The 26754-nt window shown below is 46.9% G+C and carries 31 protein-coding genes and 1 riboswitch; of the genes, 26 read left to right on the top strand and 5 right to left on the bottom strand.

The genetic code is table 11. From position 1 onward, the window contains the following. The first annotated feature begins 153 nt into the window (after positions 1-153). The 3 genes from DI392_RS16435 to DI392_RS16425 are packed head-to-tail and all read left to right on the top strand — an operon-like array spanning position 154 to position 2298. Positions 154-1107: an AEC family transporter gene (locus DI392_RS16435; RefSeq protein ID WP_109320785.1), complete on the top strand. Its 954-nt coding sequence runs from the start codon at positions 154-156 to the stop codon at positions 1105-1107. A gap of 16 nt (positions 1108-1123) precedes the next feature. Further along, positions 1124-1681, top strand: coding sequence for a bifunctional adenosylcobinamide kinase/adenosylcobinamide-phosphate guanylyltransferase (gene cobU / locus DI392_RS16430; RefSeq protein WP_109320784.1), 558 nt, complete (start codon positions 1124-1126; stop codon positions 1679-1681). Beyond that, entirely contained in the window at positions 1678-2298 is a 621-nt protein-coding gene (locus tag DI392_RS16425) for a histidine phosphatase family protein (RefSeq protein ID WP_109320783.1), read from the top strand. Before cobU ends, DI392_RS16425 begins: the two co-directional genes overlap by 4 nt. On the opposite strand, the gene DI392_RS16420 is transcribed toward DI392_RS16425, so the two are convergent. Together DI392_RS16420 and cobD are read right to left on the bottom strand one after the other, a co-directional pair. Continuing rightward, a complete protein-coding gene (locus DI392_RS16420) occupies positions 2275-3138 on the bottom strand; it encodes a GHMP family kinase ATP-binding protein (RefSeq protein ID WP_109320782.1) in 864 nt (287 codons plus the stop codon). The genes DI392_RS16425 and DI392_RS16420 overlap by 24 nt on opposite strands. Further along, entirely contained in the window at positions 3131-4210 is a 1080-nt protein-coding gene (gene cobD / locus DI392_RS16415) for a threonine-phosphate decarboxylase CobD (RefSeq protein ID WP_109320781.1), read from the bottom strand. The genes DI392_RS16420 and cobD overlap by 8 nt, the downstream gene beginning before the upstream one ends. 327 nt (positions 4211-4537) lie before the next feature. Further along, a riboswitch (cobalamin riboswitch) is annotated at positions 4538-4714 on the top strand. A 102-nt stretch (positions 4715-4816) separates the two neighbouring features. On the opposite strand from cobD, the gene DI392_RS16410 reads away from it, so the two are divergent. The 19 genes from DI392_RS16410 to DI392_RS16320 all read left to right on the top strand — a co-directional run bounded on the left by DI392_RS16410 (position 4817) and on the right by DI392_RS16320 (position 19834). Next, complete coding sequence (locus tag DI392_RS16410; RefSeq protein WP_109320780.1) at positions 4817-6178, top strand: cobyrinic acid a,c-diamide synthase CobB; 1362 nt, start codon at positions 4817-4819, stop codon at positions 6176-6178. Then, positions 6175-7128 carry an adenosylcobinamide-phosphate synthase CbiB gene (cbiB, locus tag DI392_RS16405; protein ID WP_219930916.1) on the top strand — a complete coding sequence of 318 codons (954 nt, stop codon included), beginning with the start codon at positions 6175-6177 and terminating at the stop codon, positions 7126-7128. The genes DI392_RS16410 and cbiB overlap by 4 nt, the downstream gene beginning before the upstream one ends. A gap of 9 nt (positions 7129-7137) precedes the next feature. Continuing rightward, positions 7138-7788: a cobalt-precorrin-8 methylmutase gene (locus DI392_RS16400; protein WP_109320779.1), complete on the top strand. Its 651-nt coding sequence runs from the start codon at positions 7138-7140 to the stop codon at positions 7786-7788. Continuing rightward, the gene (cbiD, locus tag DI392_RS16395) at positions 7785-8921 is read left to right on the top strand and encodes a cobalt-precorrin-5B (C(1))-methyltransferase CbiD (RefSeq protein WP_109320778.1); all 1137 of its coding nucleotides are present in this window, start codon (positions 7785-7787) and stop codon (positions 8919-8921) included. The genes DI392_RS16400 and cbiD overlap by 4 nt, the downstream gene beginning before the upstream one ends. After that, positions 8918-9523 (top strand): precorrin-6y C5,15-methyltransferase (decarboxylating) subunit CbiE, encoded by a 606-nt coding sequence (gene cbiE, locus DI392_RS16390; protein WP_109320777.1) that lies wholly within the window; start codon positions 8918-8920, stop codon positions 9521-9523. Before cbiD ends, cbiE begins: the two co-directional genes overlap by 4 nt. Continuing rightward, entirely contained in the window at positions 9510-10070 is a 561-nt protein-coding gene (locus DI392_RS16385; protein WP_109320776.1) for a decarboxylating cobalt-precorrin-6B (C(15))-methyltransferase, read from the top strand. Before cbiE ends, DI392_RS16385 begins: the two co-directional genes overlap by 14 nt. 3 nt (positions 10071-10073) lie before the next feature. After that, positions 10074-10838 (top strand): cobalt-precorrin-4 methyltransferase, encoded by a 765-nt coding sequence (locus DI392_RS16380; protein ID WP_109320775.1) that lies wholly within the window; start codon positions 10074-10076, stop codon positions 10836-10838. Between the two features lie 46 nt (positions 10839-10884). Further along, positions 10885-11895, top strand: a complete 1011-nt coding sequence (locus DI392_RS16375; protein WP_219930915.1) for a cobalt-precorrin 5A hydrolase — start codon at positions 10885-10887, stop codon at positions 11893-11895. Then, on the top strand, positions 11895-12620 hold the full coding sequence (locus tag DI392_RS16370) for a precorrin-3B C(17)-methyltransferase (protein ID WP_109320773.1): 726 nt from the start codon (positions 11895-11897) through the stop codon (positions 12618-12620). Before DI392_RS16375 ends, DI392_RS16370 begins: the two co-directional genes overlap by 1 nt. Further along, positions 12617-13417, top strand: a complete 801-nt coding sequence (gene cobK, locus DI392_RS16365; RefSeq protein ID WP_109320772.1) for a precorrin-6A reductase — start codon at positions 12617-12619, stop codon at positions 13415-13417. Before DI392_RS16370 ends, cobK begins: the two co-directional genes overlap by 4 nt. Beyond that, positions 13414-14217: a sirohydrochlorin cobaltochelatase gene (gene cbiK, locus DI392_RS16360; RefSeq protein ID WP_109320771.1), complete on the top strand. Its 804-nt coding sequence runs from the start codon at positions 13414-13416 to the stop codon at positions 14215-14217. Before cobK ends, cbiK begins: the two co-directional genes overlap by 4 nt. After that, entirely contained in the window at positions 14217-14927 is a 711-nt protein-coding gene (locus DI392_RS16355) for a cobalt-factor II C(20)-methyltransferase (protein ID WP_109320770.1), read from the top strand. The genes cbiK and DI392_RS16355 overlap by 1 nt, the downstream gene beginning before the upstream one ends. A gap of 81 nt (positions 14928-15008) precedes the next feature. Then, positions 15009-15689 (top strand): energy-coupling factor ABC transporter permease, encoded by a 681-nt coding sequence (locus DI392_RS16350; protein ID WP_219930913.1) that lies wholly within the window; start codon positions 15009-15011, stop codon positions 15687-15689. After that, the gene (locus DI392_RS16345) at positions 15686-15970 is read left to right on the top strand and encodes an energy-coupling factor ABC transporter substrate-binding protein (RefSeq protein WP_109320768.1); all 285 of its coding nucleotides are present in this window, start codon (positions 15686-15688) and stop codon (positions 15968-15970) included. Before DI392_RS16350 ends, DI392_RS16345 begins: the two co-directional genes overlap by 4 nt. Next, positions 15954-16631 (top strand): cobalt ECF transporter T component CbiQ, encoded by a 678-nt coding sequence (gene cbiQ / locus DI392_RS16340; protein ID WP_109320767.1) that lies wholly within the window; start codon positions 15954-15956, stop codon positions 16629-16631. The genes DI392_RS16345 and cbiQ overlap by 17 nt, the downstream gene beginning before the upstream one ends. After that, the gene (locus DI392_RS16335) at positions 16628-17452 is read left to right on the top strand and encodes an ATP-binding cassette domain-containing protein (protein ID WP_109320766.1); all 825 of its coding nucleotides are present in this window, start codon (positions 16628-16630) and stop codon (positions 17450-17452) included. The genes cbiQ and DI392_RS16335 overlap by 4 nt, the downstream gene beginning before the upstream one ends. Positions 17453-17504: 52 nt before the next feature. Continuing rightward, complete coding sequence (gene cobS / locus DI392_RS16330; RefSeq protein WP_109320765.1) at positions 17505-18266, top strand: adenosylcobinamide-GDP ribazoletransferase; 762 nt, start codon at positions 17505-17507, stop codon at positions 18264-18266. A 72-nt stretch (positions 18267-18338) separates the two neighbouring features. Continuing rightward, positions 18339-19400, top strand: a complete 1062-nt coding sequence (cobT, locus tag DI392_RS16325) for a nicotinate-nucleotide--dimethylbenzimidazole phosphoribosyltransferase (RefSeq protein WP_109320764.1) — start codon at positions 18339-18341, stop codon at positions 19398-19400. A gap of 38 nt (positions 19401-19438) precedes the next feature. Next, entirely contained in the window at positions 19439-19834 is a 396-nt protein-coding gene (locus DI392_RS16320; RefSeq protein WP_109320763.1) for a DUF2391 family protein, read from the top strand. 78 nt (positions 19835-19912) lie between these two features. Here the strand turns inward: DI392_RS16320 and DI392_RS16315 are convergent, their stop codons facing one another. The 3 genes from DI392_RS16315 to DI392_RS16305 all read right to left on the bottom strand — a co-directional run bounded on the left by DI392_RS16315 (position 19913) and on the right by DI392_RS16305 (position 22486). Beyond that, positions 19913-20449, bottom strand: a complete 537-nt coding sequence (locus tag DI392_RS16315) for a hypothetical protein (protein WP_109320762.1) — start codon at positions 20447-20449, stop codon at positions 19913-19915. Positions 20450-20727: 278 nt separating this feature from the next. After that, entirely contained in the window at positions 20728-21165 is a 438-nt protein-coding gene (locus DI392_RS16310) for a DUF3069 domain-containing protein (RefSeq protein WP_109320761.1), read from the bottom strand. Positions 21166-21259: 94 nt separating this feature from the next. Further along, positions 21260-22486 (bottom strand): GGDEF domain-containing protein, encoded by a 1227-nt coding sequence (locus DI392_RS16305; protein ID WP_109320760.1) that lies wholly within the window; start codon positions 22484-22486, stop codon positions 21260-21262. 223 nt (positions 22487-22709) lie between these two features. Between DI392_RS16305 and DI392_RS16300 the strand changes: the two genes are divergently transcribed. From DI392_RS16300 to pntB, 4 genes are all read left to right on the top strand, one after another. Beyond that, positions 22710-23078, top strand: a complete 369-nt coding sequence (locus tag DI392_RS16300; RefSeq protein WP_109320876.1) for a late competence development ComFB family protein — start codon at positions 22710-22712, stop codon at positions 23076-23078. A gap of 43 nt (positions 23079-23121) precedes the next feature. Beyond that, entirely contained in the window at positions 23122-23400 is a 279-nt protein-coding gene (locus tag DI392_RS16295) for an HlyU family transcriptional regulator (protein ID WP_109320875.1), read from the top strand. A gap of 292 nt (positions 23401-23692) precedes the next feature. Further along, positions 23693-25228: a Re/Si-specific NAD(P)(+) transhydrogenase subunit alpha gene (gene pntA, locus DI392_RS16290; protein ID WP_109320759.1), complete on the top strand. Its 1536-nt coding sequence runs from the start codon at positions 23693-23695 to the stop codon at positions 25226-25228. Positions 25229-25238: 10 nt separating this feature from the next. Further along, positions 25239-26615 carry a Re/Si-specific NAD(P)(+) transhydrogenase subunit beta gene (gene pntB, locus DI392_RS16285; RefSeq protein ID WP_109320758.1) on the top strand — a complete coding sequence of 459 codons (1377 nt, stop codon included), beginning with the start codon at positions 25239-25241 and terminating at the stop codon, positions 26613-26615. Positions 26616-26754: the final 139 nt, after the last annotated feature.

Below are 26754 nucleotides of genomic sequence, written 5' to 3'. Positions count from 1 at the left end.
TTTTTGTCTTCGGCAATAACATCAACAGATTGATACGAATTAAGGTATTACTCTTTAGCGAAAAAACCGTTAACAAACAACAAAAAAGCTGTGATCTTAGATGGATATTGAGATAACGTAGCAGATTCAATAGGCGAATCAGAGCATAGCGGTATGAATCAAGCGTTTCTTTTTACCTTCGGGATCATCATTACCGGTTTTATCCTTGGGCTTTTCTTTCAGCGTTACTTTAATCAATTCGCTTCTAAATTAAGCCTGGCCGCCACAAAAATTGCTTTAATGTCGCTTATTCCGTTTAGCGTGTTTATCTCTCTCTGGCAGCTTGAACAAATGCGAATGGAGCTGTTTTACCTGCCTGTAATCGGTGCTTCGGTTATCTTGTCCGGTGCTTTAGTCGGAAAAATCGTATCAGCAAAACTATCCCTCACGGACAAACAAGCGGCGGCGATAGTGCCGGTTGCCTCTATGTACAATTTAGGGGCACTGGGAAACTTAATTGTGTTCAGCATCCTCGGGGAAGATGGCGTGGCGGTACTGGCGCTGTTTAAATTATTTGAGGAGTTGATCTATTTTGGCGGGATTTTCCCTTACGCTAAGTCCAAATCTCAAGACGCTGAAATGAGAGCAACCCAAAACAAACGAGTCTGGAAAGATCCGATTTTTTTAATTGCTTTAACCGCAGTTTCTTCTGGTCTGCTTCTGAATCTGGCCGGGATCGAACGTCCTCAGTTTCTGTACTCTTTTACTTACTGGATGATCCCACTAGGCACTTTTCTGCTGGTTTTTTCCGTGGGGCTGACGTTCAACCTGAAAGGGGGAAAAATCTGGCGCAATTTGGCTATCGCGACTGCTTTGGGGCGAAATATCGCTGCAGTCACGGTTGTTATTGTGCTTCTGACGGTATTTGGATTATGGCAGGTGGATGATCGACTGGTTTCTTCTGTATGTCTGATTCTGGCTGTTATGCCTACGGCGTTTATGTCGACATTGCCTTCAGTGCTTTACGATCTGGATAACGATGTCGCGAACACCGGCTGGATAGCAAGTTATGGGGTATCCGCTGCTGTTATCCCTTTAATGTTATTGTACGTTACTGTGCTTGGATAATAATAGGATATAGGCGATGACGGTTCAGTTGTATTTGGGTGGGGCACGCAGTGGTAAGTCAGGGTATGCAGAACAGCAGGCTATTGAACTCTATCATAAGCGACGTCTCACTGAACCAGATACCCGTTTACATTATGTCGCAACAGGAGAGCCTTTTGATGACGGCATGAAGGAACGGATCCGGCTCCATCAGGAACGAAGAGACGGGCAGTGGGTTAATCATGAGCATCCGCTTAAACTCACCGAGGCTCTGAGGCAGTTTTCTCCTCATGACATTGTGTTTGTAGATTGTTTGAGCGTGTGGCTGAATAATGTGATTCACTATAAGGGCGATACGGTCGACAGTGCCTTTCTCCGGGCTCAGATAGAGGAGCTGGCAGAGACACTACGCGAGGTTGAATGTAAGGTGTTGTGCGTGTCAACAGAAGTGGGGCTGGGTATTATTCCGATGAACGCACTGTCTCGGTTTTATGTTGACCATGCCGGGTGGATGAATCAGGCGGTTGCCGCCGTGGCTGATCGTGTGGTCATGGTTGCGGCTGGTTTGCCTATGGTTCTGAAGGGTGAAGGATGATAAACCTGTATTTGCTCAGGCATGGGAAAACGCTTGGGAAGCCCGCTCTCAACGGACATACCGATGTTGGTGTGAAAGAATCCGTACAGAAGAGTATCGCACAGGCATTGCTGAACAATTATGATTTCCAGGCGGTTTATACTTCTCCGTTGATCCGCTGTAAACGAGTGGCTGAATTATTGGCTGAATATAACCCTTCTCTTGATATCCGGTATGATAACCGGTTGCGGGAACAGAGTTTCGGACAACTTGACGGTATTCCGTTTGATGAGCTTAATGATGAATGGGCAACGCTGGAGGCGTTCTGGTCTGCACCCGGAGAGACCACCCTGCCGGAGGCCGAGCCGCTGGAAGAGGGGTATCGAAGGGTTATTGAGGCCTGGGAGCAGTTAGTTGAAGAGTGTCAGCAGGATACCGTGATAATTGCACACGGTGGCCCGATCCGTTATATCCTCGCCCATGTATTAGGACTCGATTGGAAGAACCCTCGCTGGTATACCGCACTGGCTATCGGTAATCAAAGTATCAGTCATATCCAAATCAACCGCTATCAGGGGAAGCCATATTTTAGCGTCTGTTCGATTGCTACTTCGTTAACGGATACCTCCGGCAATTAATTGTCGCTGGTGGGCCTGAGTATAAGCGTCATGTACTGGCGAGTGTGTAATATCGTAGATAACCCGCTCGATATCATGTACCGCAGTATGGTAGAACAGACCAACCGCACTTCCGCTATGGGCGACATTAAGCCCGTACAAGTCGTACTTTTCTACTAATTCTAATAACTCTGTGAAATAAGGCTTGGGCAGAATAGCCTGACTTTCAATTGCGCTTGCGGTAGCTGCAATGCCTAACGTGGTATTCTGGCGTCTTTTAATTGCCAGGGCCAGTTGCTGAGCCGCTTTCGACAGAGCATCGGCAGACTGAATGAGTTTATGTTCCCGCACTATTTCATGATAAGCCGAAGTATCGATCGTCACCGGGCTTTCCAGAACCAGAATATCGAGGTCTCCGAACTCCCCATACCGCTCGGTAACGGCACCTGTGTGATGATCAAACAGAGTGAGGTCTCCGAACATCGTACTGTCACTGGGTTCCAGCTGGACGCACATTCGGGCGATCTTATGCTCGGATATACTTGATTTAAAGTGCCGGTAAGTTGCTGCAATGGTGGCGGCAATATCTGCGGTACTGCTTGCCATTCCTTTTGCGACGGGAATATCTGAGTCGTAGTCTATTTTCAGGTGCAGGGATTCTGTCGCGGGGATGCCCAGAGTTTCCAGTGCCAGAATTAAAGCCCTCCGCATCAGAGGGCGTTCCCGGCTGGCGTTGGCATTACCGGATGTGACCGCGACCGTACTGAACCAGTTAATCGGACACGAGACCAGTTTTTCGCTTCCTGCTATCCAACCCTGAATCAGTTCTCCGCACGAGGCCGGGCACGTTGCTTCAGTCATGACGCAGTACCTGTTCCAGAGTACGAACAAGCTTTTGGTTATCTTCTCGCGATTTAATCGCAACCCGATAAAAACGCTTATCCAGGCCGGTATAGTTGGCACAGCTGCGTATAAGGATGCCTTGCTGCATCAGTTGGAATTGTAAATCAGAATTTTTTCTGAGATGTTTGAAAAACAGATAGTTTGCTGTCGGTGCAAAGCACTTTAATGAGGAGAACCGGCTTAGGGCTGTGAAAAGATAATCCTGCTCACTGTTAAGCCATGCATAGGTGGTCTGATGGTATTGGGTATCATCAAAGAGAGTTTCGCCTGCCAATGCCGCCAGTGCGTTGATGGTCCAGGGTTCCCGCTGTTCCCGAATCGTCTCTAGCAGTTGCTCATCTGAAGACAACAAATAACCTAAACGCAAACCGGGAAGGGCATAAAATTTGGTCAGCGAACGCAAAATATACAGATTCGGGTATTGCTTAAGATAGCGTGTGGCGCTTTGATACTCTGGCGTAAAATCCAGAAACGATTCGTCAATAAATAACCGGATATTCAGGTGATGACACCGCTCGATGATTTCTGACAGCAGGTGCTGATCCGGTATCAGACCGGTTGGATTGTTGGGTGTGCACAGAAACAGACAGTCGAGATCGGGTGTCAGTGCGGATAACAGGCGTTCTGTAATCTGAAAACCCTCTTCTTCCCGAAGAATAAAGTCGGCTATTGTGCACTCTGTGCGAAGCAGGGCCCGTCGGTACTCGGCAAATCCGGGTTCAACAAGCAGCGCTTTTTTTGGCTGAACATAATGCGCCCAGAGGAAAATAAGCTCTGTCGCGCCGTTCCCGGCTAACACGGTATTTGCTGAACAGTCGTGATGTCTTGCGATAGCCTCATGCAGCTGTGTGTATTCAATATCCGGATACTGCTCAAGACAGGATAGATTATCGATAATTTGTTGCCGTAACTTGTCAGGCATACCGGCCGGGTTAATATTGGCGCTAAAATCGATTACCTGATCCGGGTGAAGACCGTGTTTCTCCGCCATCTGAAGGACGTTGCCTCCGTGCTGTCCGCTCTTTGCCATTAATGCTGTACTCTGCCTCGCTGTAAGACGGCTAATTCTACGGACTCGATAAGCTCTTGAAAAGTCGTTGTAAATGTATTGCTGATATATTGTTTTATTTGTCTGAGTGAACAAAGCGGCATTTGATCAAGAACAAGAATTTACAATATCCAAAAAGTCATATCATACATTAACTTGATGATTAATAAGGCTTCCCTATAATGAATGGCAATTTTTACTATTCAAAGAATAAAACAGGCAGAATATCACCAGTAAATAAGCCAGAATTGATTAATAGAAAGTTTATAGTCAAACCAGTAAACGGTTTTAGGACAGCTTTCTAGCTAAGACAACATTTGTCATTTTGACGTTATATCCTGTTAAGGATATCGGAAGTGAGGTGAAAATCCTCCGCAGCCCCCGCTGCTGTAATGCTGACGACTTGATCAATCCACTGTTGTATACGGGAAGGGATCAGGAAGGATGAGGCTAAGCCAGAAGACGAGTCAGAATGATCTCAATACTCCTTCGGTGGGAAGTGAGTGAGGGGAGCCGCCTCTGTATCAATTCAGGGGTGGCTGCTTTCTATTCGCTCCCCGTCCGACTTAACCTGTGTATAAGTGGACTATGCAAGCGATTTTAATTGCGGGGACAAACAGCGGCAGCGGTAAAACAACGATAACGTTAGGCTTACTTCGGGCCTTAACCCGCCGTGCTCTTCAGGTACAACCGTTTAAAGTCGGGCCGGATTATATTGATACGGCCTGGCATACCCGGGTTTCTCAAGTCTCGTCACATAATTTAGATCCATTCATGCTGGATGAAGACCATCTGCGCGATCTGTTTCACCAGCAAACTCAACAGACTGATATTGCAGTGATTGAAGGTGTGATGGGGTTCTATGATGGTTATGGAACGGATCCTTATTACTGCAGCAGTGCAGGCGTTGCCAGAACGCTTAAATGTCCTGTGGTGCTTGTTGTTGACGGCAAAGCGATATCCACCTCTGCTGCCGCTATTGTGATGGGATTTCAGCAGTTTGCGTCTGACATCAATATCGCGGGTGTTATCTTTAATCATGTTAATTCAGACCATCACTATCAGCTGCTTAAGCATGCCGTCGAGCAGTACTGTCACATTCCGGTATTAGGACGTTTACCCCGGCTACCTGCCGTTGAACTACCGTCACGACATCTGGGGCTGATGACCGTGCAGGACTCGGAACTGCTCGATAGTCACTGGGATACACTGGCTGATGCTATAGAAAAGAACATTGATCTGGATGCGCTGATTAAACTGGCACAAATGCCGCCCCCTGAATACACCGGAAAATTCGATGCCTTTGCTTCTTTGCCCGGCGAGGGGCTAACGGTGGCCGTTGCCATGGATAACGCATTTAATTTTTACTACCAGGCTAATCTGGACCTTCTGACAATGAGTGGCGCTCGAGTCTGCTACTTCAGTCCGCTGAAGGATAGAGAGCTTCCTGTGTGTGACATGGTGTACTTAGGCGGTGGCTATCCAGAGCTGTACGCCAAAGAACTTTCCAATAATACCTCAATGAAATCATCCATCCTTCAGGCACATCAGAACGGTGTTGCAATCTATGCTGAGTGCGGAGGACTGATGTATTTAGGCTCGATGCTTTCTGACCTTAACGGAGAGTTATACCCCATGGTGGGGATACTTGAGGGGGAAAGCAGAATGACGTCAAAACTGCAGCGGTTTGGTTACAGCACTGCTAGGGCTGAGCAGGATACTCTGCTGTGCAAAATGGGTGGTGTGTTACGCGGTCATGAATTCCACTACTCTGATTTTATTACTGATTTGCCACCGGTGTTTACCCTGAATAAGCAGCGGGAAGGTGAAATTGTCAAAGAATGGCAGGGGGGATATCAGGTCGGTAATACGCTGGCAATGTACCTGCATGTTCACTTTGCCCAGTCTCCGGAGATTCTGAAGCAGTGGTTCAGGAGGGCACGCCAATGATGTCACTGCTGACCTATATTGCGGCATTTTCCCTGGACCTGTTGATCGGCGATCCACCGGACTGGCCACATCCCATTCGCTGGATTGGTTCGGTTATCAGCCGGGGCGAGAAACAGATCCGTCGGTGGTGCAATAGCCGCTTCTCGCTCTATGTTTCCGGAGGCGTATTGTGGCTGGTTATTGTGGGGATGACCTGGGTGATTACCTGGGCGGCGATCACCTCAGCTTTTCATATTCACTGGGCGCTGGGCATGGCTGTACAGCTTTGGCTGGCGACGACTGTTCTGGCAACTCGTTGTCTGAAGGATTGTGCGGATGCTGTGTTAGCTCCTTTACGGGCTGGCGATATCAGTGAAGCGAGGAAGCAGCTTTCTTATATCGTCGGGCGCGATACCAGTGAACTGGATGAACAACAGATCACCCGGGCGACGGTTGAAACGGTGGCCGAGAATACCGTGGATGGGGTGATTGCGCCGCTTCTGTATCTCTTTTTGGGAGGGGTGCCACTGGCTATGGCTTATAAGGCCGTGAATACTCTCGACTCCATGGTGGGTTACAACAATGAACGCTACCGGGAGGTTGGGTATGTATCGGCAAAATTGGATGATCTTGCCAACTATATCCCGGCAAGGCTGTCATTACCGCTGTTTGCTTTAGCAGCCTTGTTATCAGGCAAAAATAGTCGGTCAGCGTTAATTATTGGCTGGCGTGACCGTTACCAGCATAAAAGTCCAAATAGTGCCTGGTCAGAAGCCTCCATAGCCGGGGCTTTGGGTATCCGGTTAGGGGGCCCGAATCAGTATTTCGGGGAAAGGGTTGAAAAGCCTTGGATCGGTGATGCTATCAGGGAAATTGAACCACAGGATATCTGTTTCTCCACTCGTTTAATGTATGTCTCGTCAACTTGTGCCCTGGTTATCTTTGTGCTGGGTTACGTTGTCACTCTGTAGGGAAGAAAAATGAATTTTATACAACAACCACAACGTATCGAGTCGACAAGCTTCGAAATTATCGATCAAATTATCGCGGATGAGCACCCGGATTACCGTTTTCAGAATCCGCTTGAGAAAAAAGTGATCACGCGGGCGGTTCATACCACCGCTGATTTTGACTGGTTGAATATTTTGAAGTTTTCTCCGGCGGTACTGGAGCAGCTGCAAACAATGATCAGCGAAGGATGCACTTTTTACACTGATACGACGATGGCACTTTCCGGTATTAATAAGTCATTACTGAAGCAGTTTGGCTGTGATATCCGGTGCTATATCGCCGATCCTCAGGTCGCTGAGGAAGCGAAATCTCAGTCTATAACGCGCTCGATGGCAGCGGTAGATAAAGCGTTAGATCAGACCGGCAAGAAAGTGTTTGTTTTTGGTAACGCTCCCACCGCGCTTTTCCGCCTGATGGAACGTTGCGGCGAAGAGCGCCCCGTGACTATTGGGGTTCCTGTCGGGTTTGTTGGTGCCGCTGAGTCCAAACAGGCACTGTACGAGAGTGATTTTCCCTATATTACAGCGTTAGGGCGTAAGGGCGGCAGTAATGTGGCGGCGGCTATCGTCAATGCTGTGCTCTACCATATGCGAGATTACTACACGCGAGAAACGCTATGAATCAGGCGGCTGAACAGGACTATGTCTGGCACCGGGGTAAAGCTTATCGTAAAGGCTATACGACCGGGTCGTGTGCCACGGCAGCAGCAAAAGTAGCGGCATTAATGGTGATGCGTCAGCAACTGATCCACCAGACCTCCATTGTGACCCCGTCAGGTGTCGCACTTAACCTGAGCATTGAAAACGCTTCGTTAAACGCTACTGAGGCCGTCGCTGCCGTGCGTAAAGATGGCGGAGACGATGTGGATGCCACGCACGGTATGCTGATCTTTGCCAGAGTTACGGTAACAGATGGCCCTGCTATAGAGATAATCGGTGGTGAAGGGGTCGGTACTGTAACCCGTAAAGGTGTCGGGCTTCCCGTCGGCGTTGCGGCAATCAATAAAACGCCCCGGCACACCATTGAACAGGAAGTGCGTGAAGCGATCGGCCCAAACAAAGGCGCTGTTGTAGAAATCTTTGCCCCTGAAGGGTGTGAGCGGGCTCAGCGTACTTATAACGCCCGTCTGGGGATTGAAGGTGGGATCTCTATTATCGGAACAACCGGCATCGTAACGCCGATGTCTGAGGAAAGCTGGAAACGCTCGCTTGCGATAGAGCTGGAACAGAAAAGAGCGCAGGGGCATGAACAGGTGGTTCTGGTGCCCGGAAACCATGGTGAACGCTTTGTCCGACAGCAACTGCATATTGAGCAGGATATTGTGGTCACCATGAGTAACTTTGTTGGTTACATGTTGCAGGAGGCGAACCGTCTTGGTTTTCAGCGGGTATTGCTGGCAGGCCACATCGGCAAGCTGATCAAAGTGGCTTCCGGGGTGTTTCATACCCATTCGCATATTGCTGACGCACGTCTGGAAACTCTGATCACTCATCTGGCTCTGCTGAATGCCCCCCATAAATTACTTCATCAGGTGTACCAATGCCTGACGACAGAAGAAGCAATGGAATTAATTGACCAGAGCGGATATCAGCAGGTGTATCAAAATATTGCCGGTCAGATTATCTCCCGTGTCAGCGGAATGCTGAAGTATGCCAGGCACCATTTTGAGTGTGACGCTGTCCTGTTTTCTTATGACAATTCAGTGCTTGGTGCCAGTCGTCCGATTGAAGACATTATGAGGGATTTCCGATGATTTACGTAGTCGGAACAGGTCCGGGAGACCCTAATTTACAGACACTGGCAGCGCAACGACTGATCGATAAAGCGGAAGTTCTGGTTGGCTGGCCTCGATTACTCAGCTTATACCCTGATTTTTCAGGGGAACGGGTAGAGCTGTCGGGAAGTATGGAAGCCACAATGGAACTGCTGTCTGGATACTTACCCCGGGATGTTGTCGTTCTGGCGTCAGGCGATCCGATGCTTTTCGGAATCGGTAAGCGTATTTGCGAACATTTTAAACCCGATGAAAGACGCTGTGTGCCGGGGATCAGCGCGGTACAGATGCTGTTTTCTGAGGTCGGGTTGGATATGAACGATCTTTATATCACCAGCAGCCACGGCAAACAGCCGGACTTCGGTTTTTTATTTGCTCACCGCAAAGTGGCACTGGTTACCGATAAAGTGATTGGCCCTTATCAGCTGGCTCAGGAAGCGCTGAAACATAACCCGGCTTGTACCTTTATTGTCGGCGAAAACCTGGGGTATGAAGAGCAACGTATTTCCGTCTTGAAACCAGAGCAGGTTCAGCAGGATTACGACATGAACGTAGTGGTGATACTTAATGAAAGACAGTGAATTTCTGCGTACCGATAAAGTCCCTATGACGAAACAAGAAGTGCGTGCCGTGGTGCTGGACAGGCTTGAGCTGAAAGAAGCCCGACGGTTTGTCGATATTGGCGCTGGTACCGGCAGTGTTGCTATTGAAGTGGCACTTCGCGTTCCGCAGTTAGAGGTTACGGCAGTTGAAAGAAAAGCTGAGGCTGTCGACATCATGCTGGAAAATATGCAGCAGTTAAAGTGTCAGCAGATAAAGCTGATCCGCGACGAGGCCCCTTGTGAGTTAGAGGGGGAGCTGGATGCCGTTTTCATCGGTGGCACCGGCGGCAATCTGGAAGAGATTATCCAATGGGCATTAGAGAAGATGGTTGTAGGAGGACGGTTGGTAATGACCTTTATTCTGCATGACAACCTGAACCAGGCTCTGACTTGCCTGAAAAGCTGTCCGGTTGAACAACTGGACTGTGTCCAGATACTGGCTTCGTCCATGACGTCGCTGGGAAACAGTTACTATTTTAAGCCAAACAATCCGACATTTATTGTTTCGTGCATTAAGGGGAATTAACCGATGGAAGGTATTGATAAAACAAAAGTCTATTTTGTCGGAGCGGGTCCGGGTGACCCTGAACTGATCACACTGAAAGGCTATAACCTGCTCAAGCAGGCAGACGTCGTGATTTATGCCGGCTCTCTGATCAACCATGATCTGCTGAATTACTGTAAGGCCGGGGCTGAGTGTCATGATAGCGCCTATCTGAACTTAGAGCAGATTCTTTCACTGATGGAAGAAGGGGTACGAAGCAATAAACTGGTGGTCAGGTTGCAGACAGGCGATCTCGCTCTGTACGGATCTGTCCGCGAGCAGGGAGAAGAGCTGGCAAAACGGGGTATTGGTTTTCGCTGTGTCGCCGGTGTGTCGTCATTTTTGGGGGCTGCCGCTGAATTGGGGGCCGAGTATACCGTACCGGAAGTGTCCCAGAGTCTGATTATCACCCGTATGGCCGGGCGTACCCCGACGCCTGAACTGGAATCTCTGGAGCGTTTCGCTCAGCATCAGACATCGATGGCCATCTTTTTGTCCGTTCAGGGCATTTCCGAGGTAGCAGAGAGACTGGTAGCCGGTGGTTACCCGTTAGATACGCCAGTCTCTGTTGTGTATAAAGCAACCTGGCCGGACTGTCAGATCCTTAAAGGAACGCTGGAAGACATCGCTCAGCAGGTTGAAGATGCAGGTATCTATAAAACGGCGCTTATCCTGGTAGGACGCTTCCTGGGTGACGAATACCATTATTCAAAACTTTATGATGCGGAGTTCAGCCATGAATACCGTTAGGTGTGAATCAATATCTCTATTCACATTAACACCTGGTGGACAAACCGTGGCCAACAAGCTGCGCGATTCTTTACCCATAACCTGTTACTGCGCAGAAAAATATGTTCAGGACGGATTCATTCCGTTCAATGGTAGCTTTCAGAACACAGTCGCAGAGTCCTTTTCGCGAGACAGCGCCATTATCGTTGTGGGTGCATGTGGGATAACGGTACGTGTTATTGCACCGCTGCTTGAGGACAAACTGTCTGATCCTGCTGTGCTTGTCGTGGATGAAAAAGGTGAACATGTCATCAGCCTGCTTTCCGGGCACATGGGGGGCGCGAATGCACTGGCCCGTTATGTCTCCGGTATTATCGGTGCGAAACCAGTGATAACAACATCCACGGATGTAAATCAGAAATGTTCATTTGATCTTCTGGCTAAACAGATGTGTGCCGTGGCTGAAGATTTCCGGACCGTCGCGAAAACCATCAATCAACGACTGGTTAGCGGAGAGAATATTGGATTATTTGTGGATCCGTGGCTGGTTGAGCATCTTGGGTTTGATATTGACAGCTTTGATACCCGTGGATTGACGTTTGTGTCAGAGGAGGATGTCGACAAGCATGATTTGTCTGCGCTGATAGACGTTTCTATGCAATTGAAGAGACCCGAATGGCCGGTGAAAAGCTATCAGCTAATTCCAAAGCGCGTGGTTGCCGGTATTGGCTGCCGTAAAGATACGTCTCCGGGCGATCTTGCTGCGCTGTTTAGTGAGCAACTGATGAATCGGGGACTTCACTCTATGTCTCTGGCGGTTATCGGAAGCATCGATGTGAAGAAAGATGAGCCAGCTATTCTAAAGCTCGCCTCAGGTAAAAACGTTCCTTTTAAAGTATTCAGTGCGGAAGAGTTAAGAGCGTGTTCTGAGTTGTTCCCCAAATCAGAGTTTGTGATTCGGACTGTAGGCATAGGGAGTGTTTCCCAGCCTGCGGCCTGGTTGTTAAGCAATGGTCTTTTGTTGGGGGAGACGGTTAAACAGCAGGGTATCACCATCACCTATGGAGTTATGAAGTAATGTTATATGTCGTAGGAATTGGACCGGGTGGTCTGGATATGATGACGTATCAGGCAAGGGCAGCCATTGAAGAGGCCGACGTTATTGTCGGATATAAAACCTATACCCATCTGGTTAAAGCATTAGTGGGCGATAAACCGGTGCTGAAAACCGGGATGTGTAAAGAAATCGAGCGTTGTCAGGCCGCTCTTGAAATGGCTCAGTCCGGAAAAACAGTGGCATTGATCAGTAGTGGTGATTCCGGGATATACGGAATGGCCGGGCTGATCCTTGAAATGGTCACTAAGCACTCCTGGCATGTTGAAGTGAAAGTGATTCCCGGTATGACGGCGAGTATTGCTGCAGGATCGGTTCTGGGCGCGCCTCTGATGCATGACTTTTGTCATATCAGTCTGAGCGATCTGCTGACGCCATGGGAAGTGATTGAAAAACGCATCATTGTCGCGGCTGAGGCTGATTTTGTCACTTGCTTCTATAACCCTCGAAGCAGAGGGCGTGAAGGGCATCTTAAACAGGCCTTTGAGCTGATGTCGCCCTACAAGGATCCTCAGACGCCGGTCGGGATCGTTAAAGAAGCCGGACGCCGTAAAGAAGCCAAGTGGATTACCACATTCGGTGACATGGACTTTGAGCTGGTCGACATGCGTACTCTGGTTATCGTCGGAAATCAGTCTACTTATGTTGAACAGGGACTTATGGTGACTCCAAGAGGGTATCAGCTGTGAAGCCGGAACACGTTCTCGTCTTTGGCGGTACTTCTGACGCGGTGGAGATTTGCCAGGCACTGGAGGCATGTGATGTTCGTTACACCCTCTCTGTTGCAACGCCTGAAGGCAGGCATACCGCTCAGTGCCTGAATGCACCGGTGATTGACGGACGCCTGTCAGAACGGGCCATGAAGGAATGGATTACCAGCCATGGCGTCGAGATGGTTATTGATGCGGCTCATCCTTATGCACAGGTACTACGGCAGACCATTCTGGATGCATGCCGTCCGCTTGAGTGTCCGGTGATCCGTTATGAACGTCCCAGCACTATTGAATCGATAGATCACCCTTTAATTCATCGTGTGTCTGATGTTGCGCAAGCGTGCAAAAAAATAAGAGGGGATCAGAAAAAGGTTCTGCTGACGACAGGAAGTAAAGATCTGAGAGCCTTTTGTTGCCAGCTACCGGATACCACCTTATACGCCAGAGTATTACCAACCTCCGGTGTCATTGCTGAATGCGAGGAAGCCGGACTTGGCATTGAGAATATTATCGCGATGAAAGGCCCGTTCAGTCAGGCAATGAATCACGCTTTGTATCAGATGCTCCAGCCTGATGTGGTGATTACAAAAGAGTCCGGTCAGGTGGGTGGTTTCACTGAGAAAGTCTTTCCGTGTATTGAGCTTGGAATTGAATGCATTGTTATTGAACGTCCGATGAAAGCGCAGATAAACCAGTATGCGGATTATCTGACCAATGTTGAAGAATGCGTGGCGCTGTTCAGCCACTGGAAACAGCAGGAATATATTCTATGAAAAAAGCATTACTCGTTATCAGCTTCGGTACCAGTTATCCGCAGGCAAGGATACGAAATATCGAAGCGTGTGAAAGAGATCTGGCCCAGTCTTACCCTGACCGCGATTGTTTCCGAGCGTTTACATCGTCCATGATCATCCGAAAACTATCCCATCGTGATGGGCTGGAAATAGATAATCCGGGGCAGGCGTTAGAGCGTTTAAAGAATGAAGGGTATCGCGACGTACTCATTCAGTCTCTGCATATCATTAATGGGGATGAATACGAAAAAATTTCCCGTCAGGTCGACAGTTACCGCGGCGAATTCGATAACCTTCAGCTCGGGCTTCCGTTGTTAAGCTGTATGGAAGATTACGAGCAACTCATTGAAGCCATCCAGTATCAATCACCGGTACTGCAGGCGGACGAACGTCTGGTGCTAATGGGACACGGCGCGACTCATCATGCTTTCTCTGCTTATGCCTGTCTGGACCATCTTATGAAAAACAAAGGGCTGCCTTTTATCGTTGGGGCTGTGGAGAGTTACCCGGAGATCGATACGGTTATTAACCGGCTTCATCATGAAGGGGTGAGCAAAGTGTATCTGATGCCACTGATGCTGGTGGCCGGAGATCACGCAATCAATGATATGGCCTCTGATGAACCGGATTCATGGAAAGTGCTGATCCAGAACACAGGGATTGAGGCTGAACCTATTGTTCGGGGACTGGGTGAGAACCCCATGATCCGAGCGATGTTTGCAGAGCATCTTAAGGCCGTTTCTGATCAAGGCGATATGCCAGAGGAGAAGGTAGCGTGATGCAAGGAAAGTTGTATGCAATAGGAACGGGGCCGGGGGCTAGTGATTTAATTACGGTTCGCGCAGCAAGGCTGCTGGACAAGCTGGATGTGTTGTATGCCCCCGCCGGACGTAAAGGAGGGCGCAGTCTGGCTCTGTCGATTGTGCAGGAATACCTCGGTGAAGCGGTTCAGATTAAAGAACGCCATTTTCCAATGACAGCAGACGCCACCCAGAAGCAGCAGGCCTGGGACGCGGTTGCCGCTGATATCGAACAAGATGTGAAACAAGGCAAGCAGGTCGGATTTATTACCTTAGGTGACAGCATGCTGTTCAGCACTTGGGTATTTTTGCTGGAACGTCTGTCAGACAAGATCGACATCGATGTTATTCCGGGCATAACGTCATTTTCTGCCATTGCTTCACAGGCACAATTTCCTTTATGTATGGAAAAACAATCACTGGCAGTGATGTCATGCACCGCTGACGCTGATGCACTTCGTGCTGCACTGAATAGTCATGAATGTGTAGTGCTGATGAAAGTGTACGGGCGTTTTACACAAATACGTCAATTGCTGGAAGAGCTTGATTTACTGGATCATGCGATTCTCATGGCCAACGCGTCTATGGGCAGTGAAATCTGTTACCCCGATCTGCGTCTTATCGAATCAGGTGAAGACTTACCCTATTTTTCAACTATTTTAGTCAACAGAACCTGGGCACTAAATTAGCCAGGGATGTAAGGAACGTTGTGTATGTCGGTTAATACAAACTCAAGACGGTTAACCCTGATATTATCGGGAGGGGCCGTTATGTTAATGCCATTACAGGCGAATGCTATGCATATCATGGAAGGGTTCCTTCCTCCGGTGTGGGCCGTTGGCTGGTGGGTGTTATTTGTGCCATTTATTGTAATGAGTGTTAATAATATCAAACAGTTAGTAAAAGAAGACAGCAGCAGGAAGGTATTACTTGCGCTTTGCGGTGCTTTCATTTTCGTATTGTCGGCATTGAAGCTGCCATCGGTTACCGGGAGCTGCTCCCATCCTACAGGTGTCGGACTGGCGGTGATTCTGTTTGGTTTTATGGTGGTCCCTGTACTTGGCGGGATTGCTTTGTTGTTTCAGGCTCTGTTACTTGCTCATGGTGGTATTACCACACTGGGCGCTAATGGTATGTCGATGGCTGTCATCGGTCCTTTTGTTGGCTATCTGGTATGGGTAGCAGCCGGTCGTATTCGCCTCAGAAAAGATGTCGCGGTTTTTCTGTGTGCCTTTGCCGCTGATATTTCTACCTATTTTGTCACCTCTGTCCAACTTGGCTTCGCCTTTCCGGATCCTGAACTTGGCATGATGGCTTCAATCACTAAGTTCGTTGGGATCTTTATGTTTACTCAGGTGCCGATTGCGATAGCAGAAGGTCTGCTAACCGTGCTTATTTATGAGCAACTGGCTAAACGTTCCATTATTAATATACAAGGATCCCTGCAATGAGAAAAAGTATTCTTATTATATGCATGATTTGTGTACTTACGGTGCTGCCTTTTATCGTTAATGAAAATGGAAGCTATGAAGGAGCCGACGGGCAGGCGGAAGAATTGATCACGCAGGTTGCGCCGGACTATAAGCCGTGGTTTGAGCCGTGGTTTGAGCCCGCTAGCGGTGAAATAGAGAGCTTACTCTTTACTCTTCAGGGCTTGTTAGGTGCTGCTGTGATCTTTTATATTTTTGGCTATTACCAGGGCCGCAGAAGTCGCCATGCTGATCATCGATAAGTTTGCTTACCAAAGCCGGTGGGCAAAGGTATCACCTGGTTACAAGTGGTGGTTTTATGTCATGGCTTTGGTTTCCGCATTGATCCTCCCTCCGCTTCTACAGTGGGGGCTATTTCTGCTGTTGATGTTTATGGCCTGTTATGGAGGGCGTCTTTCAGTCAGGCAATATATTCAATGGCTAACAATACCGGCCGGTTTTCTCTTTCTGAGTCTGCTTACAGCAATGATTGTCTATGTGACAAACAGAGGTGAGTTGCTAGCAGGCCTACCGTTTATGGGTGGTTATATAGGGGTCACAACCGAAACGCTGAACAGAAGTTATGTGACATTGTCACGATGCGCATGTTCAATAGCTGCGACCCTGTGTTTTGTCGTGACCACACCATTTAACCAGTGTGTTCAGCTATTAAAAAGCGCCAGATTACCTTCAGTGCTTGTAGAACAGGTGGCGCTGACTTATCGGTTTATTTTTATTTTTATCGAAGAAGCACACAGCCTTTATTGTGCACAGACGTTGCGCTTTGGCTATGTGAATCGCAGACGAAGTTTGAAGTCTCTTGCAATGTTGAGCGGTGTGTTATTGCAACGTGTTCTGGCACGGCATCAGCAGATGCAGAATGCGCTTTCGGTTAAGTTGTATCAGGGAGAGTTTCATCTATGACATTAGCCGTACATGAGATGAGTTTTGAGTATGAGAAGGGGCAACCCGTTCTGCAGAATCTGAACATGGACTTTTCTGCTCATCCTGTTATTGGTGTTGTCGGAGCAAATGGTTGCGGAAAATCAACGCTGTTTAAACTATTGCTTGGCTTACATACCCCGACGGCTGGGGAAGTCCGGTGGCGAGATAAGGCAGTTCGTTATGATAAGCGTAGTTTGATTGAACACCGTAAGAACGTCACCTTAATGTTTCAGGAGCCCGAACAGCAAATATTCTATACCGATGTGTTTAGTGATATTGCGTTTAGTTTAAGAAATCTGGGTATAGATGAAGCTGAAGTCTTTCAACGGGTCGAGAAGGCTATATCGATGGTGGACGGGCAACAGTTTGCTGATAAGCCAATACAGTACCTGAGTTTTGGTCAGAAAAAGAGAGTTGCTCTTGCTGGTTCTCTGGTTTTAGGAACGAAATATCTGCTTCTGGATGAACCCGCTGCCGGGCTTGATCCGCTTGGTACGCGACAGATGAAAGCTCTGATCCGCTCTATCTCCCTATCCGGAAAGCATGTGGTCATGTCCAGTCATGATATTAATCTGATTTATGACGTATGTGATTATGTCTATGTGATGAATGATGGCGGTATAGAATCACAGGGCGTACCTGAGCAGGTCTTTTTAGATAAGGCTCTGATCGAAAAAGTAGGCCTGGAACAGCCCTGGCTGGTGCGCATACATCAGGAGTTGGGAATGCCTCTGTTCAGGAGTGAACATGATTTATCAGAAGCGAGCCCTTTAAAAAATGTTGAAAAGGAGTGCCTATGAGTCGGGCCATTATGGATGATTTCCCTGTTCACCCAGCAGCAGGACGTCAGCAATGAAAGCATTTTTCGTAACCCTACAGTTTATGACTCGTCTGCCGGTACCTCAAAGTTGGACTCATGATTTTGACTTTGATGATACTTATAAAGGTATTGTTGCCTTTCCTTGGGTGGGGCTTATTCTCGGAGGTATTGCTGCGGTTATCACTATGGGCGCAACGCGATTTCTGGGCTGGGACAGCCTGCTAGGTGCCGCGGTTTATGTATTTATGATGGCGCTGTTAACCGGTGGCTTTCATCTTGACGGACTAGCGGATACCGCCGACGGTATCTTTTCAGCCCGGACTCCGGAGCGAATGCTGGAAATAATGAAAGACAGTCGTCTGGGCACACACGGTGCATTGGCGTTGTTTTTTGTATTACTGCTCAAGGTACTGGTGGTGTCACAAATTTTACGGCAGTTCCCTGAATCAGCGCTTTGGATATTAGTGGCTTCTCCCTTAGCTGGCCGGACTCTGATGTCACTCCTGATGTACAGACAGCATTACGCTCGGGAGTCAGGACTCGGACATATCTATATTAATCGTATTTCTTCAGCACGGCTGGGCCTGACACTGGCTACAGGAACGCTGTTGTCATTGTTTACCCTCGGCTGGAAAGGGGGAGTGGGATTGCTTGTTACCAGCCTGTTTTGTTTTGTGTACCGGAGCTATATCAACCGGGTGATTGGCGGTCAGACCGGCGATACCTTAGGTGCCGGTAATGAGTTGTTTGAATTATGTTTTTTAATAGTTATGGTGAGTGTATTCAAGGTATAACGGCAGATCTGCATAAGTTATATATGAATAAAATGACACCCGCAGACCATTATTTCTGAAAGGAGAAAAATGATGAACCCTTTATTAGCTGAACTGGCAGCTGCTATTCTGCCTGTAGATGAAAAGAGCAGACAGCACGCCAGGAACCATGTTGATCAGTTGATTAAACCTTTAGGCAGCCTTGGACTTCTGGAACAACTGGCCTGTCAGCTTGCGGCAATTTACCGCACGACCAACTGGAAGGTTGGCCCTAAAAAGATCTTTGTCATGGCTGGTGACCACGGTGTGTATGATGAAGGGGTCGCGGTTTCACCTCAGGAAGTGACCGCAATTCAGGCAGGTAACAATGTCAGGGGGCTGACCGGTGTGTCTGTGTTGAGTCAGTCTAACGGCGTGGAAGTTGAGATGATCGATGTTGGCATTGATTGTGACCCTATTGAAGGCATCACCAACATGAAAGTTGCGCGTGGATGCGGAAACATTCTTAAAGAGCCGGCGATGACTTATGCGCAGACAGAGCAGCTGATTCTGGATGTGGCTAATCATGTTAAACAATCGATTGACCATGACCAACTTGGAGTCATTGGTGTAGGTGAGCTTGGGATTGCCAATACGACTCCTGCCGCCGCGATTGTTAGTGTGGTCACCGGTCATGAGCCAGAGAGCGTGGTTGGGTTGGGAGCTAATTTGCCCGAGTGCAGACTCAAGCATAAAGTGAATGTCGTCACAGAGGCTATCGCGTTACATTGTCCAAACTCGCAAGACGGAGTGGATATTATGGCGAAGGTTGGTGGATTTGATCTGGCGGCTATGACTGGCGCTATGTTGGGAGCGGCGGCGATGAAAACACCAGTTGTCCTGGATGGTTTTCTTTCCTATGCGTCAGCATTGGTAGCCTGTCTTATTGAGCCGAATGTCGCCGGGTATTTCATTCCGTCTCACCAGTCTGCAGAAAAAGGCGCAGTACTGGCACTGGAACACCTGAAATTAGAGCCGTTTATCCATATGGGGTTACGACTAGGGGAAGGCAGCGGCGCAGCTTTGGCCATGCCGTTTCTGGATGCGGCACATGCAATGTATTATCGTATGGGAACATTACAGGCTACCGGAATTAACTTACCGGATCCTGTATAACAATCTAACGGTGCCGGAAGCTTAATACGGGGAGTGGTATGAAAATTAGCTTTAATCTAGAGGATGCGAGTCAGATATTTGTTGGAGCGTTTGCTTTAGCCGTACCTGTTTCATTTTCAGAAGAAGCCTGGAAAATGGGACAGACATTACCACTGCTAAATTTGGGTATGTTGTGGCTGCTTTCGATCTTTTTTCTTGGTTTTTATACCTACTATTCCGTATTTCAGGAAAATATACGTAACCGGGTATTTGTTTTTATTGCCCGGATGTTTATCGCCTATTTTTTTACTGCAATTATTGTGGCATTAATTTTGTTCAGTCTGGATAAGCTCCCTTTGCTTACCGAGCCGGTCATTGCTTTGAAGAGGATCGTGATTATTACTATGCCTGCCTCGATGGGGGCTATCGTTGTAGACAGTTTTGATAAAGAGTGATTTTTTGAGAATAAAATGAAAACAGCCCTGAAAATTTTCACTCAATAATAAAGGTGTTCAGGGCTGTGTATATAAAGCTTAATACTGGAAACGTGTCGTCATTAAGAACTGTGTGCCATAAATGCCATTGCTTCTGATACTGGCACCAAGCACTAATTGTTGAGTCGAATGGAAACGACCGCCAATTTCAAATACAGCATGCGTATCGTCATCTTCTACCAATTGACCTACTTTTCCGTGTAATTCAATATTATCATATAGCCAGATACGTGGGCCCATATTGAACTCGATCATGAAATTTTCACCGACAAGATCGCCCGAAGACGTTTTTACGTTATGGAGGAACATCTGTCCGTGGATATCCATAAACTGTCCCATTGGACCGTTAAAACCGACCCCCGCCGCAATATCCCAGTCACCTTCAAATTCACTGTCTACTTTACCAGCAAAATGAGCATTTTCGGTAAATTGAGTGGTAAATTCACCGCCTACGGTTGTCGGGCTGCCACCCACACGGAAGTCGATGCTGTTATAACTAAAATTATTGGCATACAAATTAGTGGAAAAAAATGAGGCCAAGCCAAATATCAAAAGAGAACGGGACCGAACTGACATGAATGCTCCATATACATAAAATTCTGACACTTGTAGAATCGTAGCAAAAAACAGGCCATAGAAGAATTAATTATCAGTATAATTCGGAATAAAGCACTTATATTCATGCTTTTGGCTATTCTTGTTTCGGTTTCAGCAGAGTATTTATACGGCGGGGACAATATAAGCTATTGAACGTGGCAGGTTCATGCCGGTTTAGATAAGCGAAAGTGGCTGTCAGAGACGAGGTACATTGGCTATATAAGGGTTGGGCGTGACATTGTCACGCCTGTACTTACTTATTTTTTAAAGACATTCTGAAAATCACGCTTAAGGATAGGATCCCGGCGGGCTTTCTTCACTTGTTTGGTCATATCTTTAACGCAGTTGTAAAGTACCTGATCAAGAAGCTGGGCCCGGTAGGCTTCCTGCTGCTCGTCGGTCATCTCCTGTGACATATTCAGGTTTTGTGCTTCCTGCATAAAGTTAACTCCGGCAAATGCCTGACTAACAGAGATTAATGCGTGAAACTGCTCAAAATTGTCCAGGATGTTCTGTGCACTGGCTGGCATCTGATCCCATGCTTCTCTTACTGTTTCTTCAGAAGCCTCATGAATAGAAACAACCATACCAAGCATCTGCTCCGGAACTTCGTCATACTCAATGACAGTTCGTAGCTCAGGAGATACTGTTTCCAGATCAATATCAGTAACGGTTTCATTATTTTGGTCAGACATAAATAGTACTCAATGATAAAAATGCAATCGTAAGAAGAATATAGTGTGAATACAAGCAGGGGATGTAAAAAAAGCCGGTTTAGCCGTTTTCCTGTTACATGGATACTTTGTTGCGTCCGCCTTTTTTGGCCCGGTATAGCGCTTCATCTGCGGCTTTAATGACTTTCTGAGGCGTCTTTATTTCGGTACTGTCGGATACTCCGATGCTAATTGTTACGCTAACAGATGTCGTTGTGGGAGCGTTTCCTCTGTTTCTGGTCCCTTCTTTATCGTTTTTAGGCCGGCTGCTCTGGTTGCGCAGTATCATCTTATAGTCGGCGATACTTTCTCGTAGCTCTTCCAGGTAATCAGCGGCTTCCTCTGCATTTTTACCTTTAAAGAGTACCGTAAATTCTTCACCACCATAGCGATAGACTTTTGCTTTTCCACGAACCTGCATCATTTTGCTTGCAACCAGTTTTAGTACGTCATCCCCGGTATCGTGTCCGTGAGTATCATTAAACTTCTTAAAATGATCCACATCCAGCATGGCGATGGAGTATTTTTTGCCAAGGTGAGTTAATTCGGTTTCCAAAGCTCTTCGGCCGGGAATGCCGGTTAGTTGATCCACGTATGCGAGTTCATGGCTGGTGGTTACTACTCCGGTGATCAGTAAAATTCCGGCCAAAGAGAAAAGTATGCTGGAAATATAAGGCTGATCAAACATGGAAAATGTTAAAGAAGACAACAAAAGACAGCTGTATACCGCCACATCTAATGCCCGGTTGGCTTTTAATACCGCAATGCCGGTAGCACAGACAATAAAAAAGCTATATAGCACGACAAGAAGAGGGAGTTTTGATATTTCCGGTACAGAAAAAAGCCACCCGTCCCAAAGCGATTGCAGACCGGTATCCTGATAATAATGCACAGTGAAAATACTCCAGCCACACATGAACCCAAGTACTGCGGTATAAAGTACTCCCGTTCTCGAAAAAAAGCGTTTCTCAGGGAATGCGTAAACAATGATGCAGGCGACCGGCAGTATAAATGCCAAAAGTGAGAATTCTAATTTTGTGGTACCAACAGATAGAGGGGTTTGCAGCCGCTCCTGGATAACGTAGTAGGTTATGGCCATTGCTACCGCGATCATTCCCATTCTTCCTTGATTAAAACCCTGACACAGCAGCAGTGCAATGGCAAACAACACATAGGGCAGTGTATCAGCGACACCAGGGTTCGACTCAATCAACAGAAGAACATTATGGTTACCCGCCTGCAGAATGACGACTAGAAGAATAGGAAAAGCAAATCTGAAAAAATTTGAATGAATAAAGGACATTACGAATTCATATACGGCAGACTGAAATACAACAGTTCGCTTATTATTTGATTACTCTGATAGGATACAGGTGTTTACAACAATTCTCATTAATTTTGTGATCCAAACTGTGGCTGAGGCAACATTATTGACAAAAATAGTGAATGAAATCGTTCCGATTTTTCCTTTTCCACAGCGTTGTTTTAAGATTAATGACAGAGGTTCGCAAAAACCGGAGAAGAAAATGCAAATAAGTGTTGATGTGCATAACTATATGGAAACGCTCATAGGAGCAAAGTTGGCAAAACTAGAGTATACCAATAAATACACTAATGAGCAGTTAGCCGACCTTGCCTGTATTGCGTTGAATCAACTACGGCCAGTTTATATCCGACATGATATTGATTTTCTGTCTGGGCTTCCTGAAGAGAAGTTGCTTAAGTTGCAGGAGCAAGCTATTGCGGCTTTAAAAGCGGCAGAAACGTTGATTGAGGATGACCAGCGTAAAGATCGGAATCATGATGATATTCCTGTTATTATTCCAGAACATAGTGATGATGAAGAGCTCCAATGGTACGAGGAGCCAATTGTTCCATTAAAGAGTCAGAAGTGATTCAGTCATCTAATCAGTCGCAAATGACAGAGGAGTAATGCAAGTGGGTCTATTTTCGAAGTTGTTTGGTTCCAAAAGCAGCGAACAAACAACGGAAGTTGAGCCTGTCGAATATAAGGGCTTTCTTATCTATCAGGAGGCGGTAAAAGAGGGGGGCCAGTACCGGATTGCTGGAAGAATAACCAAAGAGAAAGATGGTGAGATAAAATCTCACAGATTTATCCGCTCTGATTTGGTGACTTCAGAGCAAGATGCGAATGAATTAATGCTAAATAAAGCAAAAATGTTTATTGATCAGATGGGTGATAGTATATTCAACTGACTTGTCGGGTTTTTAATGGTTTGAAATTTATTAAACTTCTTGCTATGTATTGTTTTTTCAAAGAGTCATCTGCTTACGTTGGATGACTCTTTTTAATTATCATAACCACTATTCTGGTTTGACCTCTGTTTAGTGCTGTTTTCGTTGAACTTTTGTCACCTAAAAGAGAGAATTGAACGGTTTCGGTATAGAATGGCACTGATTGATTTTTTTTTACCATAAAATGCTTGAAGTCAGCGTCATCGTCAGATAAAAACAGAACATTCATTGTGCCAATAAGTAGGGAATAACGATGCAAATTGGTGTGCCTAGAGAGATACTCGCAGGTGAAACACGGGTTGCTGCAACACCTAAAACGGTTGAGCAGTTATTAAAGCTGGGATTTGATGTCTCAGTTGAAAGCAAAGCGGGTATTCATGCCAGCTTTGATGATGCAGCTTTTGAAGCTGCAGGTGCTTCAGTTGTTACGACTGAAGAAGTATGGAATGCGGATTTAATTTTGAAGGTGAATGCGCCTTCAGATAGCGAAATCGAGCTGATTAAAGACGGTGCAAGCCTGATCAGTTTTATTTGGCCTGCTCAACATGCAGAGCTGATGGAAAAGCTTTCCTCTAAGAATATTAATGTGATGGCGATGGACTGTGTTCCTCGTATTTCAAGAGCTCAGTCTCTTGATGCGTTAAGTTCTATGGCCAATATTGCAGGCTATCGTGCAGTCGTTGAAGCCGCTCATGAATTCGGCCGCTTCTTTACTGGTCAGATTACGGCTGCAGGTAAGGTTCCACCCGCTAAGGTGCTGGTTGCCGGTGCTGGTGTTGCTGGTCTGGCGGCTATCGGTGCTGCGGGTAGTCTGGGTGCGGTTGTTCGTGCTTTTGATGTTCGTCCTGAAGTAAAAGAGCAAGTCCAGTCTATGGGCGCAGAGTTTCTTGAAGTTGACTTTGAAGAAGATACTGGCGCTGGTGATGGCTATGCGAAAGAAATGTCTGACGAGTTCAATAAGAAAGCGGAAGAACTTTACGCAGCTCAGGCGAAAGACGTTGATATCATCGTTACCACAGCGCTGATCCCAGGACGCCCGGCTCCTAAGCTGATTACCAAAGAAATGGTAGACAGCATGAAAGCTGGTAGCGTTATTGTCGACCTTGCGGCAGCGAACGGCGGTAACTGTGAATATACTGAAGCTGATAAAGTCATTACAACAGCAAACGGTGTTAAGGTCGTAGGTTACACTGATATGGTTGGTCGTCTGCCGACTCAATCTTCTCAGCTTTATGGTACAAACCTTGTTAACCTTCTGAAATTGCTATGCAAAGAGAAAGACGGCAACATCGACATCAACTTTGAAGATGTCGTACTACGAGGTGTGACTGTAGTAAAAGAAGGTGAAGTGACCTGGCCTGCGCCACCAATTCAGGTATCAGCGCAGCCAAAAGCTGAGCCAGCTCCTGTTGCTCCGCAAGAGAAAAAAGAAGAAAAACCTGTCTCTCCTGCTAAGAAGTTTGCTGGTCTTGCTCTTGGGGTTGCAGCGTTTGGTTGGGTGGCAAGTGTTGCACCAGCAGCATTCTTGTCCCACTTTACCGTATTTGTTCTGGCGTGTGTGGTAGGTTACTACGTTGTCTGGAATGTTACGCATGCACTGCATACTCCGCTGATGTCCGTAACGAATGCTATTTCGGGTATTATTGTCGTTGGTGCTTTATTGCAAATCGGGCAGGGAAATACAGCTGTATCTGTCCTTGCATTTATCGCTGTGTTAATTGCAAGCATCAATATCTTTGGTGGTTTTACCGTCACCAAACGTATGCTTGAAATGTTCCGTAAAGACTAAGGAGTAACAAATGTCTGCAGGATTAGTACAAGCCGCATACATTGTTGCTGCGGTTCTATTCATCATGAGTCTGGCGGGCCTGTCTAAACAGGAATCAGCCCGTTCCGGTAATACTTACGGTATTATCGGTATGACAATAGCGCTTATTGCGACTATCTTTGGCCCGGAATCTTCTGGTTTTGGCTGGGTTATTCTGGCAATGGCTATCGGTGGCAGCATCGGTATCTATTATGCTAAGAAAGTAGAAATGACTGAAATGCCTGAACTGGTTGCGATTCTGCACAGCTTTGTAGGTATGGCGGCTGTTTTGGTTGGTTACAACAGCTATCTGGATCACGGTGTGATCCTGGATGAAGCAATGCTGAACATCCACCTTGTGGAAGTATTCCTGGGTGTGTTTATCGGTGCTGTTACATTTACCGGTTCGATCGTAGCGTTTGGCAAGCTGCGTGGTGTGATTTCATCATCACCACTGAACATTCCGCATAAGCATAAGCTGAACCTTCTGGCGATTGTGTCTTCAACATTGCTAATGATCTACTTCGTAAAAGCCGAAGGCAGCATGATGGCATTGGTGATAATGACGCTGATTGCTTTCGTATTTGGTTATCACTTGGTTGCTTCTATCGGTGGTGCTGATATGCCGGTTGTGGTTTCCATGCTGAACTCCTACTCAGGATGGGCGGCAGCGGCAGCTGGCTTTATGCTGGCCAACGACTTGCTTATCGTAACTGGTGCTCTGGTTGGTTCTTCGGGTGCGATCCTTTCTTACATTATGTGTAAGGCGATGAACCGTTCCTTTATTTCGGTTATCGCGGGTGGCTTTGGTCAGGAAGTGTCTGTAAGCAGTGATACTGAATATGGTGAGCACCGTGAAACTTCGGCTGAAGAAGTGGCTGAGATGCTGAAGAACTCTAAGTCGGTTATCATCACTCCGGGATACGGTATGGCGGTTGCTCAGGCTCAGTACCCAGTGTATGAAATTACTGAAAAGCTACGTTCAAAAGGCATTGATGTTCGCTTTGGTATCCACCCGGTTGCGGGAAGGTTACCGGGTCACATGAACGTTCTTCTTGCTGAAGCGAAAGTACCATACGATATCGTACTGGAAATGGATGAAATCAATGATGATTTCTCTGAAACAGATACGGTACTGGTTATTGGTGCGAACGATACGGTTAACCCTGCTGCACAAGAAGATCCAGGCAGCCCGATTGCTGGTATGCCAGTTCTTGAAGTGTGGAACGCACAGAACGTGGTAGTATTTAAACGTTCAATGAACACCGGTTATGCTGGCGTTCAGAACCCACTGTTCTTTAAAGAAAATACTCAGATGCTCTTTGGTGATGCTAAAGAGAGTGTGGAATCTATTTTCAAAGCCTTATAATATTCGGCTTTAACAGAACACTGACACAAAAACAAAACCAGCCTATATATTAGGCTGGTTTTTTGTTTTCCGGATATATTTAATGAGCAGACAATATTTTTTATCGTGTGAATCGGATATAGTTAGATCTTTACACTGA

This window comes from Vibrio albus (assembly GCF_003144035.1).
In the GTDB taxonomy this organism is placed as follows: Bacteria; Pseudomonadota; Gammaproteobacteria; order Enterobacterales; family Vibrionaceae; genus Vibrio; species Vibrio albus.
This window is presented reverse-complemented; position numbering and strand designations above follow the sequence as displayed.